This is a genomic window from Duganella sp. P38, from assembly GCF_050859475.1.
Classification (GTDB): domain Bacteria; phylum Pseudomonadota; class Gammaproteobacteria; order Burkholderiales; family Burkholderiaceae_D; genus Rugamonas.
Window position 1 is genome coordinate 33,086 of record NZ_CP193936.1, and the last position, 14,146, is coordinate 47,231.

At 65.4% G+C, this 14,146-nt stretch carries 15 protein-coding genes and 1 pseudogene; 12 read left to right on the forward strand and 4 right to left on the reverse strand.

Annotation, left to right across the window (positions count from 1 at the left end; genetic code table 11):
- Positions 1-114 precede the first annotated feature (114 nt).
- The 9 genes and pseudogenes from ACRQ5J_RS00130 (at position 115) to ACRQ5J_RS00170 (ending at position 8,686) form a co-directional block, all read left to right on the forward strand.
- Positions 115-1,596: a DUF4080 domain-containing protein gene (locus ACRQ5J_RS00130; RefSeq protein ID WP_432380593.1), complete on the forward strand. Its 1,482-nt coding sequence runs from the start codon at positions 115-117 to the stop codon at positions 1,594-1,596.
- A gap of 85 nt (positions 1,597-1,681) precedes the next feature.
- Positions 1,682-2,794: an MlaE family ABC transporter permease gene (locus ACRQ5J_RS00135; protein WP_432380594.1), complete on the forward strand. Its 1,113-nt coding sequence runs from the start codon at positions 1,682-1,684 to the stop codon at positions 2,792-2,794.
- 1 nt (position 2,795) lies between these two features.
- Complete coding sequence (locus tag ACRQ5J_RS00140; protein ID WP_432380595.1) at positions 2,796-3,638, forward strand: ABC transporter ATP-binding protein; 843 nt, start codon at positions 2,796-2,798, stop codon at positions 3,636-3,638.
- Positions 3,638-4,577: pseudogene (locus tag ACRQ5J_RS00145) on the forward strand (MlaD family protein). The gene ACRQ5J_RS00140 and the pseudogene ACRQ5J_RS00145 overlap by 1 nt, the downstream one beginning before the upstream one ends.
- 42 nt (positions 4,578-4,619) lie before the next feature.
- A complete protein-coding gene (locus tag ACRQ5J_RS00150; RefSeq protein ID WP_432383553.1) occupies positions 4,620-5,201 on the forward strand; it encodes an ABC-type transport auxiliary lipoprotein family protein in 582 nt (193 codons plus the stop codon).
- A 161-nt stretch (positions 5,202-5,362) separates the two neighbouring features.
- Entirely contained in the window at positions 5,363-6,478 is a 1,116-nt protein-coding gene (locus ACRQ5J_RS00155; RefSeq protein WP_432383554.1) for a VanZ family protein, read from the forward strand.
- Between the two features lie 27 nt (positions 6,479-6,505).
- On the forward strand, positions 6,506-6,823 hold the full coding sequence (locus ACRQ5J_RS00160) for a (2Fe-2S) ferredoxin domain-containing protein (RefSeq protein ID WP_432380596.1): 318 nt from the start codon (positions 6,506-6,508) through the stop codon (positions 6,821-6,823).
- Positions 6,824-6,827: 4 nt separating this feature from the next.
- On the forward strand, positions 6,828-7,496 hold the full coding sequence (locus ACRQ5J_RS00165; protein ID WP_432380597.1) for an alpha/beta hydrolase: 669 nt from the start codon (positions 6,828-6,830) through the stop codon (positions 7,494-7,496).
- A gap of 44 nt (positions 7,497-7,540) precedes the next feature.
- Entirely contained in the window at positions 7,541-8,686 is a 1,146-nt protein-coding gene (locus ACRQ5J_RS00170) for a D-alanyl-D-alanine carboxypeptidase family protein (protein WP_432380598.1), read from the forward strand.
- 208 nt (positions 8,687-8,894) lie between these two features.
- Here the strand turns inward: ACRQ5J_RS00170 and ACRQ5J_RS00175 are convergent, their stop codons facing one another.
- Entirely contained in the window at positions 8,895-10,166 is a 1,272-nt protein-coding gene (locus ACRQ5J_RS00175) for an EAL and HDOD domain-containing protein (protein ID WP_432380599.1), read from the reverse strand.
- A gap of 81 nt (positions 10,167-10,247) precedes the next feature.
- Here ACRQ5J_RS00175 and ACRQ5J_RS00180 point away from each other — a divergent pair, with 81 nt between their 5' ends.
- Positions 10,248-11,159, forward strand: a complete 912-nt coding sequence (locus ACRQ5J_RS00180) for an aldo/keto reductase (protein ID WP_432380600.1) — start codon at positions 10,248-10,250, stop codon at positions 11,157-11,159.
- A 6-nt stretch (positions 11,160-11,165) separates the two neighbouring features.
- Here ACRQ5J_RS00180 and pssA read toward each other — a convergent pair whose 3' ends face one another.
- Positions 11,166-11,927 (reverse strand): CDP-diacylglycerol--serine O-phosphatidyltransferase, encoded by a 762-nt coding sequence (gene pssA / locus ACRQ5J_RS00185; protein ID WP_432380601.1) that lies wholly within the window; start codon positions 11,925-11,927, stop codon positions 11,166-11,168.
- Positions 11,928-12,062: 135 nt separating this feature from the next.
- On the opposite strand from pssA, the gene ACRQ5J_RS00190 reads away from it, so the two are divergent.
- Positions 12,063-13,016, forward strand: coding sequence for a CAP domain-containing protein (locus ACRQ5J_RS00190; protein ID WP_432380602.1), 954 nt, complete (start codon positions 12,063-12,065; stop codon positions 13,014-13,016).
- A gap of 49 nt (positions 13,017-13,065) precedes the next feature.
- Positions 13,066-13,689, forward strand: coding sequence for an Hpt domain-containing protein (locus tag ACRQ5J_RS00195; RefSeq protein ID WP_432380603.1), 624 nt, complete (start codon positions 13,066-13,068; stop codon positions 13,687-13,689).
- Between the two features lie 7 nt (positions 13,690-13,696).
- Here ACRQ5J_RS00195 and ACRQ5J_RS00200 read toward each other — a convergent pair whose 3' ends face one another.
- Entirely contained in the window at positions 13,697-13,906 is a 210-nt protein-coding gene (locus ACRQ5J_RS00200) for a hypothetical protein (RefSeq protein ID WP_432380604.1), read from the reverse strand.
- Between the two features lie 40 nt (positions 13,907-13,946).
- Positions 13,947-14,144, reverse strand: a complete 198-nt coding sequence (locus ACRQ5J_RS00205) for a hypothetical protein (RefSeq protein WP_432380605.1) — start codon at positions 14,142-14,144, stop codon at positions 13,947-13,949.
- Positions 14,145-14,146: the final 2 nt, after the last annotated feature.

A 14,146-nucleotide genomic window follows, 5' to 3' on the forward strand; every position in this document is an offset into this window, starting at 1 on the left:
TGGTTGCAAAGTTAGTAATTGGTTGTCAAATAGTAACATGGCAGCCGGCGCGCTACGAATGGGGCCGCCCAGGGACAGCGTAAAATAGCGGTTTCGCCATACTAAGTGTCTTTCATGTCCATCCTGCTGACCACGCTCAACGCCCGCTACACCCACGCTTCGCTGGGCTTGCGTTATCTGCTCGCCAACATGGGCGAGTTGCAGGAGCAGACGCGCATTCAGGAATTCGTCATCGGCGCCAAGGCCACCGAGATTGTCGAGCGCATCCTGTCGTACGCGCCGACGATCGTCGGTTTCGGCATCTATATCTGGAACGTCGAGGAAACCACCAAGGTCATCGCCATGCTCAAGCGCGTGGCGCCGCAGGTGGTGGTGGTGCTGGGCGGCCCCGAGGTGTCGCACGAGACCAACGAGCAGGAAGTGGTCAAGCTGGCCGATTATGTGATTACCGGCTGGGGCGACGTTACCTTCCCGAAGCTGTGCGGCGAAATCCTGCACGGCCCCAAGCCGCTGATGAAGGTGCACGCCGGCGTGCAGCCGCCGATGGCCGAAATCAAGCTGCCCTATTCGCTGTACACCGACGACGACATCAAGAACCGCACCTTGTACGTGGAGGCCTCGCGCGGGTGCCCGTTCAAGTGCGAGTTCTGCCTGTCCGCGCTGGACAAGACCGCCTGGCCGTTCGCGCTGGACAGCTTCCTGGCGGAGATGGAATCGCTGTACCAGCGCGGCGCCCGCCTGTTCAAGTTTGTCGACCGCACCTTTAACCTGAACATCAAGACCAGCCTGAAGATCATGCAGTTCTTCCTCGACAAGCTGGAAGCCAACCCGGACGACCCGGTCTACGCCCACTTCGAGCTGGTGCCGGACCACCTGCCGGATGCACTGAAAGAGGGCATTAGCAAGTTCCCGCCGGGCGCGCTGCAATTCGAGATCGGCATCCAGAGCTTCAACCCGGAGGTGCAGACCCTGGTGAGCCGCCGCCAGGACAACCAGAAGGCCGCCGACAACATCCGCTGGCTGACCACGCAGTCGCACGCCCACATGCACGTCGACCTGATCGCCGGCCTGCCCGGCGAAACGGTGGAAAGCTTCGCCGAAGGCTTCAACAAGCTGTGGGCGCTGGCGCCGCACGAGATCCAGTTCGGCATCCTCAAGCGCCTGCGCGGCACGCCGATCATCCGCCACACGCAGGAATACGGCATGGTGTACGACCCGTACGCGCCGTACACCATCCTGGCCAACCGCGATATCGACTTTGCAACCATGCAGCGACTGGTGCGCTTTGCCCGCTACTGGGACCTGGTAGCCAACTCGGGCCGCTTCGGCCATACGCTGCCGGTGCTGCTGGGCGAACAGCCATTCCAGCGTTTCATGGCGTTTGCCGATTGGCTGTACGCCAACACCGACGCCACCCACCGGATCGCGCTGGAACGGCTGGTGGCGATGGTGTCGCGCTACCTGCAAACGCTGGGCATGGGCCAGGCCGACGCCGACGCGCTGCTGGCCTCCGACTACAGCGGCGGCGCCAAAGCCAGGCCGGCGGCCGAGGCCACGCCGGCGCCGAAGCGCCAGGCGCGCCGCCTGGCCGCCTGACGGCATCTGCCTTAAGAGCGAGACAGCACACTCCAGACACAGGCTCTGGTAGCGGGCCGGGCCAATCTCCCTTAAACTGGAGGTTATGCCTACTGCTCAAGAGCCTACCCTGACCCTGAATGCCGGCGCCGTCGCCGCGACCGGCACATGGCGGGTCCACGCGCTGGCGCAAGGCAAGGCGATGGCCACCATCACCACTTTCCTCAAGGGTCTGAAAGATGGCAACGTCAAATGGGATTTGACGGCCATCGACAGCATGGACCACATCGGCGCGCAATTGTTCTGGAACGCCTGGGGCAAGAAACGCCCCGCCAGCCTGCAACTGCCGCCGGAACTGGAAGAATTCTTCAACCGCCTGGAAAGCACCGGCACGCTGGAACTGCCGCGCGCGCGCCAGCACCGCCTGACGCTGGTGATGAAGCTGGGCTTCGCGGTGCTGCTGTTCTTCGAACACATGACCGGCCTGCTGCGCCTGATCGGCCAGCTGGTGCTGGACGTGGGCCGCTTCATCCGCAACCCGATGCGCGGGCCGTGGAAGGAAATCTCCGCCAATATCTACCACGCCGGCTTCCAGGCGCTGGGCATCACGGCGCTGGTCGGCTTTCTGATCGGCGTGGTGTTCTCGTTCCTGTCGGCGCAGCAGCTGCGCAACTTCGGCGGCGACATCTTTTTGGTCAACCTGCTCGGCATGAGCATCATCCGCGAACTGGGGCCGCTGCTGGCGGCGATCCTGGTGGCCGGCCGCTCGGGCTCCTCGATCACCGCGCAGCTGGGCGTGATGCGCGTGACCGAGGAACTCGACGCCATGCTGGTGATGGGCATCTCGCACGGCTTCCGCCTGATCATGCCCAAGGTGCTGGCCCTGGCCATCGCCATGCCATTGCTGGTGATCTGGACCGATACCATCGCGCTGCTGGGCGGCATGCTGTCGGCGCAGCTGGAGCTGAACCTGTCGCCGCAATACTTCCTGCTCAAGCTGCCGGAGGCGGTGCCGCTGGCAAACTACATGATCGGCATCGGCAAGGGCGTGGTGTTCGGCATGCTGATCGCGCTGGTGTCCTGCCATTTCGGCCTGCGCATCAAGCCCAACACCGAGAGCCTGGGGCGCGGCACCACCACCTCGGTGGTGACGGCGATTACCGCCGTGATCCTGGCCGACGCGGTGTTCGCCATCGTCTTCAGCGGCGTGGGGTTCTGACATGAGCGAACAAATCAGCACCTGCGGCCCCGGCACCGGCGAACTGACGCTGGACGGCAGCGTACCGGTGGTCGAGATCACCGGCCTGTGGACCAAATACGGCCGCACCGTCGTCCACCAGGACCTGAACATGGAAATCGAACAGGGCGAGATCATGTCCATCGTCGGCGGCTCCGGCACCGGCAAGACCACGCTGGTGCGGCAGATGCTCGGCCTGGAGCGCCCGGCGCGCGGCTGCGTGCGGGTGTTCGGCGAGGACATCAGCGAGATCGATTCCGACCAGCTGCAGCAGCTGCGCAATCACTGGGGCATGCTGTTCCAGCAGGGCGCGCTGTATTCGGCGCTGACCGTGTTCGAGAACATCGCCCAGCCGATGCGCGAGCTGCAGGCGCTGCCGGAAGAGCTGATCCGCGACGCCGTGCTGCTAAAAATGAATATGGTCGGCCTGGGGCCGGAGCACGCCAACAAGATGCCGTCCGACCTGTCCGGCGGCATGGTCAAGCGCGTGGCGCTGGCGCGCGCGCTGGCGCTGGAGCCGAAGCTGCTGTTCCTCGACGAGCCGACCGCCGGCCTCGATCCCGACCTGTCGGAGGCCTTCGTCACGCTGATCAAATCGCTGCACCGCGAGCTGGGGCTGACCGTGGTGATGGTCACGCACGACCTCGATACGCTGTTCGCGCTGTCGACCCGCATCGCGGTGCTGGCGGAAAAACACGTGATCGCGCTCGGCCCGTTGCAAGACCTGCTGAAAGTCGATCACCCGTTCATCAAGGAATTCTTTCTCGGCGACCGCGGCCGCCGCGCGCTGGAAGCGCTTGAAGAAAAAACGTCAACGGAGAAATGATGGAAAACCGTTCCCACGCCCTTACCACCGGCTTCTTTACGATCACACTGCTGGTCGCGGCCATTCTGTACGGCCTTTGGTTCAACCGCGACCGCGAGGAGCGCATCCCGTATGTGATCGCCACCGCGCAGTCGATCCCCGGCCTCAATCCGCAGGCGCCGATCCGCTATCGCGGGCTGGAGGTGGGGCGCGTCGGCAGCATCGCTTTCGACAAACAGGTGGCCGGGCAGATTCTGGTGACGCTGAACATCAATACCGATGCGCCGATCACCACCACCACCTTCGCCTCGCTCGGCTACCAGGGCGTGACCGGCATCGCCTTCATCGCGCTGGACGACGACAAGGTCGGCTCGCCGCTGCTGCGCTCGTCGGCCGGGCAGCCGGCCCGCATTCCGCTGCGCCAGGGCTTCTTCGACCAGCTGGAAAAACGCGGCAAGGAAATCCTGTCGCAGACCGAGGAAGTGACGCGCCGCCTGAACGACCTGCTCAGCGACGAGAACCGCAAGACCATCCTCGGCGCGTTCGAGGATGTCAGCGAGACGGCGCAGAAGTACCGCGACATCCCGGAGCAGCTGCAACCGACCATCGACAAGCTGCCGGCGCTGGCCAGCGAGGCGCAAAAGACGCTCAATTCGGTCAATGCCCTGGCCACCGACGTCAACCGCCTGACCACCGGCCTGCAGGCGCCGGGCGGGCCGATCGACCGCATCACCACGCAGGTGGAGCGCATCGGCGGTTCGGTCGACGCCGTGGCCGGCGGGCTGGAGCTCGATACGCTGCCGCAGGTCAATTCGCTGTCGGACGACACGCGCGCATCGATGCGCGCGCTGCGCCGTACCATGAACAAGATTAACGACCGTCCGCAGAGCCTGATCTTCGGCGCGCACTGGCATTCCGCCCGGCCCCGGCGAAGAAGGTTTTGCCGCTCCGACCAAATAAGAGGACTACGAGATGATGAGCCACACCATCCGTCATGGAATCATGATCGCCGCCGCCGCGCTGGCACTGGCCGGCTGCGCCAGCAAGGGCACGCCGACCTCGCACTACGACTTCGGTCCGCTACCGGCCGCCGCGCCGGCGGGCAGCGCCAGCGGCGTCGGCCCGGTGATCGTTGCGGACGTGACCGGGCCGGCGGCGCTGGATTCGGAACGCATGCACTACCGGCTGCTGTACGCCGATGCGCGCCAGCAGCGGCCGTATGCTTACAACCAGTGGACCAGCACGCCGTTGCAGCTGCTGACCCAGCGCTTCAAGACGCGGCTGTCGCAGGCCGGCGTGCAGGTGCTGTCGACCACCGACGCCGCCGCCAGCGCTACCGTGCTGCGCGTGGAGGTGGAGGAGTTCGCGCAGAACTTCGATACCGCCACCAGCAGCCAGGGCGTGGTGCGGGTGCGGGCCTCGGTGTTCCGCAATCACAAGCTGGTCGATCAGAAGACGTTTAGCAGTAGCGCAGCAGCGCCAAGCGCGGATGCCGCCGGCGGCGCCCGTGCCCTGGCCGACGCCAGCGACGCGGTAGCGGCCGGCCTGCTCACCTGGCTGGCGGCCCTGCCGCCGTCGGCATGACGGAAAACACGCCGGCGCCTTCGCCGGCGCCCAGCCCGTCCGATCCAGCGCCGGCGTCCACCGCCGTGCCTGGCCCGGCCGCCCCGTCGTCGATGCCAACCGCGGCGCCGGCAACAGCCAGGCGCAAGGGCGGCAAGCCCGGCAGGGTGCCGATCGCGCCGATGACCCGCACCTCGCCGATCACGCTGGCGGCGCTGCTGGCCTATCTGTTCCTGATCATCTACGCCAGCTGGTTCCCGTTCTCGGGCTGGCACAACCAGGGCCTGTCGCCATTCATCTTCCTGGAAACCACGAAGATGCCGCGCTACTGGACGCTGTTCGACGCCATCACCAACGTCATCGGCTACATCCCGCTTGGCACGCTGATCGTCTACGCGCTCTACCCGCGCGTCAAAAACTTCTGGGCGCTGCTGCTGGCCATCGCCGGCGGCGCGCTGGTGTCCGGCACCATGGAAGCGGTGCAAACCTTCCTGCCCACCCGCGTCTCCTCCAACCTCGACTTCTACACCAATGCCGCCGGCTGCGCCCTCGGCGGCCTGATCGGCGTACTGACCGTGCGCCGCCTGCTCGACCAAAGCCAGCTGCAACGCCTGCGCCAGGCCTGGTTCGCGCCGCACGCCAGCCAGGGCCTGGTGCTGCTGGCGCTGTGGCCACTGGCGCAGATCTACCCGCAAAACTTCCTCTACGGCCTGGGCCAGCTGCTGCCCATCCTGTCGGACTGGCTGTCGCAACTGCTGGACATGGACGTCGACCTCGGCAACCTGATCCGCCCCGACGTCGAACTGACCGTCGAACAATACTGGCTGTCGGAAACCATCATCACCGCCTGCGGCATGGTCGGCGCCGGCCTCACCCTGCTGTGCCTGCTGCGCAAGCCGTCGCCGCGCGGCCTGCTGGTGGCCGCCATGATCGCCGCCTCGGTGCTGGTCAAGGGCCTGGCCACGGCGCTACTGTTCTCGCCGGAAAACGCCTTCGTCTGGGTCACGCCCGGCGCCCAGGGCGGCTTCTTGATCGGCGCCATCATGCTGGCCGGTCTGGCCTACGCGCCCCACGTGGCGCAGCGGCGCCTGGCCATCACCACCCTGCTGCTGGGCCTGGCGATCATCAACACCACGCCGGCCAACCCGTATTTCGTGGCCACTTTGCAAACATGGGTGCAGGGCAAGTTCCTGAATTTCAACGGCGCAGCGCAGTTCCTCTCGCTGCTGTGGCCGTTCTTCGCGGTCTGGTTCCTGTGGCTGCCGTCCCACAAGCTGAACGCCGCCAAGGTATCATAGCGGCTACGATTTCCAGGAGGATCAGCCATGAGCGACCAACCCTACTATAAACACCACGTCTTTTTCTGCATGAACAAGCGTGACGACGGCCGCAACAGCTGCGGCGACCATGGCGCGGAAATCGCGCAAAAGCACGCCAAGAAGCGCTGCAAGGAACTCGACATGTACGGCAAGGGCGAGGTGCGCATCAACCAGGCCGGCTGCCTGAACCGCTGCGAGGAAGGCCCGCTGCTGGTGATCTACCCGGAAGGCACCTGGTACACCTACGTCGACACGACCGACATCGATGAAATCATCGACCGCCACCTGGCCAAGGGCGAAATTGTGGAACGTCTGAAAATCTGAACCTATGAACAAAAGCGAAAAATTTACCCTGGCCGGCGGCGCCGGCCACATGGAAGGCATCCTCGATTATCCGAAGGATGACGCCGCGCCGCGCGGCATTGCGCTGGTGGCCCACCCGCACCCGCTGTACGGCGGCACCATGGACAATAAGGTGGCGGTGACGCTGATGCGCACCTTCGTCGGCCTCGGCTACGTGGTGGCGCGCATCAACTTCCGCGGCGTCGGCCAGTCCGAGGGCGTGCACGACCACGGCCAGGGCGAAACCGACGACATGGCCGTGCTGCACCAGTGGATGACGGAAAAATTCCCCGGCCTGCCGGTGGCGCTGTCGGGCTTCTCGTTCGGCACCTATGTGCAATCGCAGCTGGCGCAGCGCCTGGCAGCGGCCGGCAAGCCGGCCGAGCGCCTGGTGCTGGTCGGCGCGGCCGCCAAGAAATGGCAGATGGCCGATGTCCCGGCCGACACCATCCTGATCCACGGCGAGCAGGACGAAACCATCCCGCTGACCGACGTGCTGGACTGGCTGCGCCCGCAGGACATTCCGGTGGTGGTGATCCCCGGCGCCGACCACTTTTTCCACCGCAAGCTCGGCCACATCAAGAGCTGGGTCACGCAGCTGTGGGGCGGCGCTGGCTTAATCGAGGCTGAAACGGACACCGCAAGTGCCGACTAAGCAACTATAATCATCCGGCTTTTAACTTTTACACCCCAGATCCCATGAAGAAAATTATCGCGGCTTTGGCCACCAGTGTGATGTTGATGACCTCGGCCGTAGCGCAAACGCTGCCGGCCCCGAACATCGCCGCCAAGTCCTGGCTGCTGCTGGACGCGACCAGCGGCCAGATTATCGCTTCGCAGGACCCGAACGCCCGCATCGAGCCGGCGTCGCTGACCAAGATCATGACCGCCTACGTGACCTTCGGCGCGCTGCGCGACAAGAAGATCACGCTGAACCAGATGGTCAACGTGTCGACCAAGGCCTGGAAGGTGGACGCCTCCAGCTCGAAGATGTTCATCGACCCGGCCACGCCGGTCAGCATCAACGACCTGCTGTACGGCCTGATGGTGCAGTCGGGTAACGACGCCGCCGTGGCGCTGGCCGAGGCGGTGGCGGGCGACGAATCGGCCTTCGTGGTGCTAATGAACAAGGAAGCCCAGCGCCTGGGCCTGACCTCGACCCACTTCGCCAATCCGCACGGCCTGCCGTCGCCGGAAAACTATTCGACCGCGCAGGACCTGTCGCAACTGGCGCAGCACGTGATCCGCGACTTCCCCGAGTTCTACAAGATCGACTCGGTGAAGAGCTTCACCTACAACAAGATCACCCAGCAGAACCGCAACCGCCTGCTGTGGCTGGACCCGACCGTGGACGGCATGAAGACCGGCCACACCGAAGCGGCCGGCTACTGCATGATCGCCTCGGCCAAGCGGCCCAACGGCGCCGGCGAGCGCCGCCTGATTTCGGTGGTGCTGGGCACGGCCTCGGACCAGGTGCGCACGCAGGAAAGCCAGAAGCTGCTGAACTGGGGCTTCCAGAACTTCGACACCGTCAAGCTGTACTCGAAAGGCCAGCCGATCGCGACGCCGGAAATCTGGAAGGGCTCGAAGAACGCGGTCAAGATCGGCTTCGCGCAGGACGTGATGGTGACCGTGCCGAAGGGTGTGGCCGGCAAGATGAAGCCTGCGCTGGAGCGCAAGGACCCGCTGGTGGCTCCGCTGGCCGAGAACAGCCGCGTGGGCACGCTGAAGATGGTGGTCGATGGCAAGCCGATGCTGGAGTTGCCGGTGGTGGCGCTGGAGACGGTGGAGCAGGCGTCGATCTTCGGCCGCGCGTGGGATTCGATTCGTCTCTGGCTGAAATAATTCTCCCTCCCGCCCCGTCATTCCCGCGCAGGCGGGAATCCATAGAACGCATGCTAAGCATGGATTCCCGCCTACGCGGGAATGACGGGGGGACGGCGGTGACGGGGTGACGGGGTGACGGGGTGACGGTGGTGACGGCGGTACGGCAGTAAGGTGGTAACGGCGATGACAGCCGTTGCAGTGCTGACAAGCACGACCGCTATAACACTCACTCGGCGCCGGTATGCCGCAACGCCCCCTGCGCCCACTCAAAGGCCGCCTGCCCCACCTGCGGCAGGCAGTCGACATCAATCCCCTGCTGCGCCGCAATCTCCAATGCCGGCGCGACCTTATCCCGCTGCAACAGCAGCACCATCGTCAGATACGGGCTGTAGACGCCCTCCCTGCCCAGCAACACATCGCGGATATCATCCGACAGATGCATCTTGCCGACCAGCTTATCCATCGGCACGCCCAGCAACACATCAAACAGCGACAGCAGGCCCACCAGGAACAGCTCATCGCGCCGCGCCTGCGGCAGCGTGCTGCACGTTTCCAGGAAACGCGCGCGCGTCAGGGCGATTTCCAGCAGCGACTCGTCACGCTCCTTGTTGGCGCCGCCGCCGAGACGGAACATCGATACCGTCAGCCCGCGATACAGCTGATTCCGCCCAAGCACCATGAAGGCCTGCTGCAGGCTGGTCACCTTGGTGGCCTGGCCGTTGGCCGGCGCGTTCGCCCATTGCAGCACCTGGAAAGTCATGCCCGGATCGCGCTTGGCCACCTCGATCATGGCCGGCAACTCCGCATCGGTGCGCAGCAAGTTGAGCAGTTCAATCGAGGTCATGCGGCTTTGATCGATGCGCGCGTCCGGATCGACATGGTCGGTCGTGGTCAGGAACGGTCCCATGAAGTAGCTGGCGCCCCACGACAGCAGCATGCGCTGCTCGTCCCAGGTGTCGACGCCGTCCACCACCAGCTTCAGGTTCGGATGGTGCAGGTGCAGCTGCTTGCACAGCGCCTGGAATTCGGTCAGCGGGTGGTCGCTCAGCGATAGCAGCGCCAGATGGGCCGAGGCCAGCAACGCGGCATCGCCGTTGAGCGGCGCACCGCGCACGGCGATCTGGCTGCCGGCCGCGCGCAGTGCGGCGGCGGCATCGGCGGCATCGGCGGCATCATGGTCCAGCAGGAAAACGGTGTGCGGCGCCAGCAGCGGCAGGTGCAGGCCAGCGGCCACGGCGGCGGCGCTGACCGGCACCAGCGCGATGCGCTCCTGCGCCAGCTCCGGCACCTGCGCCACGGCCAGCGCTTCGAGCAACAGCGACTCGGGCGCGACGGCGGCAAAGCGGTAGCCCGCCAGGCGCTGGCGTTTATCGATGATTTCGGCACGGGTGATGAGGGCGGCGGACTGGTCGGGCGCGGCCGCAGCGGTCCGGCTGGCGTCGCCGGCCGGCGTGGCGCCAGGTTCTGGCTTCGACTTCAGAAACGACAAAAATCCCACGTTGATCTCTCCGTTCGGTCTGGCAGACGTGACGATCATACTATAATTCTTGCCTTACATTTACGCTTGGAAAGTATGCTCATGACCGACCTGTCCTGCCCTTCCCTCGTCACTTACCAAGGCGGCCTGAAGCTGTCGCGCATCGTCGCCGGCATGTGGCGGATGAACGAGTGGAACCTGACGCCGCAGCAGCGCGTCGAGTGGATCGAGCAGGCGCTGGCCATGGGCGTCACCAGCTTCGACCACGCCGACATCTACGGCGGCTACGGCGTCGAAGCCACCTTCGGCGCGGCGCTGGCCTTGCAGCCTTCGCTGCGTGACCAGATGCAGATCGTCAGCAAATGCGGCATCAAGCTGATCTCGGCGGCACGCCCGGAGCACACCATCCAGCACTATGACACCAGCGCCAGCCACATCATCGCCTCGGCCGAGAACTCGCTGCGCCAGCTGGGCACCGACCACCTCGACCTGCTGCTGATCCACCGCCCGGACCCGCTGATGAATGTCGATGAAATCGCCGGCGCCTTCGCGCGCCTGCGCCAGGAGGGCAAGGTCAAGCACTTCGGCGTGTCCAACTTCAGCCGCCACCAGTTCGAAAGCCTGAACCGCCGCATCGCGCTGGCCACCAACCAGGTGGAATTTTCGCCGCTGCACGTGGCGCCGATGTTCGACGAAACCTTCGACGGCCTGCAGGACCTGGGCGTGGCGCCGATGATCTGGTCACCGCTGGCCGGCGGCCGCCTGTTCAGCAGCGATGACGCCGCCGGCGTGCGCGTGCGCGCGGCGATCCAGCAGGTGGCCGACGAGTTGCAGCGCCCGTTCGGCGCCGTGGTGTTCGCGTGGATCATGCAACTGCCATGCCGCCCGGCGCCGCTGACCGGCTCGGGCCGCATCGCGGCGGTGAAGGAAGCGGTGGAGGCGACCCAGTTCAGCCTGAGCCGCAGCCAGTGGTTCGAGATCCTGCGCGCGGCGCGCGGCCACGAAGTCGCCTGACGCCGCTTAGTCGTCGTCGCCGTAAACGACCGGCGGCGCGATGCCCTTCCAGCCGGCCTTCCACGCCGCGTTCAGCGCCAGCGTGCCGGCGATGTAGACCAGGAAGAACAGCACAAAGTACACCACCTGCAACCAGGCCAGCAGGCCCAGGTTAATCAGCAGCACCACCAGCGCGCCCCAGCTCTTTTTCTGCTTGGAGCTCGGGAAGCGCACGGTGGACACCATCAGCGTGCCGACCACGAACAGCAGCAGCACGATCAGGCTGCCGTTGAGCACCGACGTCGCCGGCTCCGGCCACGCCACCACCACCGACGCCACGCAGGCCGCGCCGGCCGTGATCGGCATGCCGACGAAATAGCGCGGGTCGGTGCGCCCGACATTCACATTGAAGCGCGCCAGCCGCAGCGCGCCGCAGGCCACAAAGAAGAAGCTGGCCATGCCGCCCAGGCGCAGCAGCGTCGGCTGGTCCAGGCCCAGCTTCTGGAAGCCCCAGCAGTACAACAGCAGGCCCGGCGCGCAGCCGAAGTTCATCACGTCGGCGATCGAATCGAGCTGCATGCCGAATTCGGACTGGGTATTGGTGGCGCGCGCAACAAAGCCGTCCAGCGCGTCGAACACGCCGGCCAGCACCAGCAGCATGGCAGCCAGGCGATAGTCGACGGCCACGCCCTCGGTGGCATTGTCGACCGAAATGACGATGCTGCCGAAGCCGCACGCAATCGACATCAGGGTGACGATGCTGGGCAAGGCGAATTTGGCGCGCTGCATGCGCTGGCGGTGTAATGGCTTCAAAACTGGTGCAATCCCAAAGAAACGGCAAGCTTACCATTTTTAGCACGCTCCTAACGCGTGCTGCGCGTTTGAAAAAGGCTTACAATCAGCAACATTCCCGAGGAGGTCAAGATGGAAAAATGGCGCTTATCCCTGGCCGGCCTGGCGGCTGCGGCCTTGCTGACCGCTTGCGGCGGCGGCGGTGGCAGTAACGACAGCAGCGGCGTCACCGGCCCGACCACCACCACGCCGGCGCCGACGCAGGAAGCCGGCGCCCCCACGCTGACCGGCAACAACGCCACCGACGGCTTCAACTGGATCAACTACCGGCGCGCCCAGGTCGGCGTGGCGGTGCTCGCGCGCAACAGCCGCATCGACGCGGCGGCGCAGGGCCATTCGGACTACCAGCGCCTGAATAATGTGATCTCCCATGAACAGACGCAGGGCAATCCCGGATTCACCGGCGTCCACCTGGTCGACCGCCTGACCGCCGCCAGCTACGCGCTGAACGCGCCCTATGCGGCCGGCGAGGTCATCTCGGCCACCACCAATACCTCGGGCTTTTACCAGGCCGAGGAACTGATCACCGCGATTTTCCACCGCTACGTGATTTTCGACCCGATTTTCCGTGAAATCGGCGCCGGCTCGGCCACCGTCAGCGGCGGCTACACCTATTTCACCGCCGACTTCGGCGCCAGCGGCGGCTACAACACGCTGGGGCGCGGCCGCATCGTCACTTATCCGATCGGCAACCAGACTGGCGTACCGGTCAACTTTTTCAGCGACACCGAAGCGCCCGACCCGGTGCCGAACCAGAACCAGGTCGGCTACCCGATCAGCGTGCACGCCGACAGCAGCGGCAACGACACGGTGGCGGTGCAGAACTTCACCGTGAAGCCGCGCGGCGGCGCGGCGCTGACCACGCGCCTGCTCAGCTATGCGGCCGGCACCAACAACAATGTGCGCAACGCCGCCGCCATCATCCCGCTGGCGCCGCTGGCGGCCAACACCACCTACGACGTCAGCTTCAGCGGCACTGTGGCCGGTACGGCGGTCACGCGCGATTGGTCGTTCACCACCAAATAAGGGCCAGGTCTGGTATGGTAGCGGCTCCATCCATTCGTCCCCGCGCACGATGACCTCCACCAGTTCGTCCGTTCCGGCGGCTCCCGCCGGGGGCCACATTCTGCAAGTGGAAACCGGCCTGCAGCAGCTGATGGGCGACCGCGCGCTGTACCTGCAGATCCTGCGCCGCTTCCGCCAGCGCTATCCGGACAGCGGCTGCCGGGCGCGGGCGGCCTTCGACAACGGCGAGGCGGGCCAGGCGCAGCGCATCGTCCACACGCTCAAGGGCGCGGCCGGCATGATCGGCGCGCAACAGGTCTACCTGCTGGCGGCGCAGCTGGAACCGCTGTGCGCCGGGCCGGCGTCGGCCTGGTCGGCGCCGCTGGCGCAGCTGGAGCTGGCCCTGCGCGGCCTGATCGCGGCCATCGACGCGCTGCTCGACGGCGATCCGCTGCAAGCCCTGGCGACCAGTCCGCAGCCGGCGGCGGCCATCGTGCCGGAAACGCGGATGCTGTTGCAGCACACGGCGCGGCTGCTCGATGAAGGGGACGGCGCGGCGATCGACGTGCTGGAGCAATCGGCCACGGTGCTGGCGCAAAGCCTGGGGATGGAAGTGTTTCAGGAAGTGACGGAAGCGGCGCACCAGTTCGACTTCGAGACGGCGCTGGCGGCGCTGCAGGCGGCAAGGGAGTGACGGCCGGCTAGCGCGTGTATTCCTTCTCTTCGTCAAAGGCGTCGGCGCATTCCTTGTCGCAAAAGCGCCGCACATTGTCCAGCGGCTTTTCGCAATACCAGCAGGCGCCCTTGGGCGGCAGCATATGGCGCGCGCGCACTGGCGGCGCGGGTGTCGCGACGGCCGAGGGCGGCCTGCCGGCGCCGTCCTCCGGAATGCTCTCTTGTATCGGGTCCACGATCCTCTCCTTCCAGGCAAAGCTGAGCTAAGTTGCAAGGTTACTTCAGCGGAATTGCCGCGAACATGAGATTTCTCAACGGTTGCATGACACCGCGCATCCGTTTGCGACAATCAATAATAGCAGGAGAAACGTGGCCACCACATCCACCGCCGAGGCTGTTTGAGGCGATATATTTTTCAATGAAAAAGGGGGAAACGATAGTTGATGCAAGCTGCGTGGCACGCCTTATAATCATGA

Coding starts and splice junctions, on each gene's coding strand:
- ACRQ5J_RS00190 (WP_432380602.1), top strand. CDS start 12,063: ATGGAAAAATGGCGCTTATCCCTGGCCGGCCTGGCGGCTGCGGCCTTG.
- ACRQ5J_RS00135 (WP_432380594.1), top strand. CDS start 1,682: ATGCCTACTGCTCAAGAGCCTACCCTGACCCTGAATGCCGGCGCCGTC.
- ACRQ5J_RS00180 (WP_432380600.1), top strand. CDS start 10,248: ATGACCGACCTGTCCTGCCCTTCCCTCGTCACTTACCAAGGCGGCCTG.
- ACRQ5J_RS00160 (WP_432380596.1), top strand. CDS start 6,506: ATGAGCGACCAACCCTACTATAAACACCACGTCTTTTTCTGCATGAAC.
- pssA (WP_432380601.1), bottom strand. CDS start 11,927: ATGCAGCGCGCCAAATTCGCCTTGCCCAGCATCGTCACCCTGATGTCG.
- ACRQ5J_RS00165 (WP_432380597.1), top strand. CDS start 6,828: ATGAACAAAAGCGAAAAATTTACCCTGGCCGGCGGCGCCGGCCACATG.
- ACRQ5J_RS00130 (WP_432380593.1), top strand. CDS start 115: ATGTCCATCCTGCTGACCACGCTCAACGCCCGCTACACCCACGCTTCG.
- ACRQ5J_RS00155 (WP_432383554.1), top strand. CDS start 5,363: ATGACCCGCACCTCGCCGATCACGCTGGCGGCGCTGCTGGCCTATCTG.
- ACRQ5J_RS00170 (WP_432380598.1), top strand. CDS start 7,541: ATGAAGAAAATTATCGCGGCTTTGGCCACCAGTGTGATGTTGATGACC.
- ACRQ5J_RS00140 (WP_432380595.1), top strand. CDS start 2,796: ATGAGCGAACAAATCAGCACCTGCGGCCCCGGCACCGGCGAACTGACG.
- ACRQ5J_RS00150 (WP_432383553.1), top strand. CDS start 4,620: ATGATCGCCGCCGCCGCGCTGGCACTGGCCGGCTGCGCCAGCAAGGGC.
- ACRQ5J_RS00195 (WP_432380603.1), top strand. CDS start 13,066: ATGACCTCCACCAGTTCGTCCGTTCCGGCGGCTCCCGCCGGGGGCCAC.
- ACRQ5J_RS00205 (WP_432380605.1), bottom strand. CDS start 14,144: ATGATTATAAGGCGTGCCACGCAGCTTGCATCAACTATCGTTTCCCCC.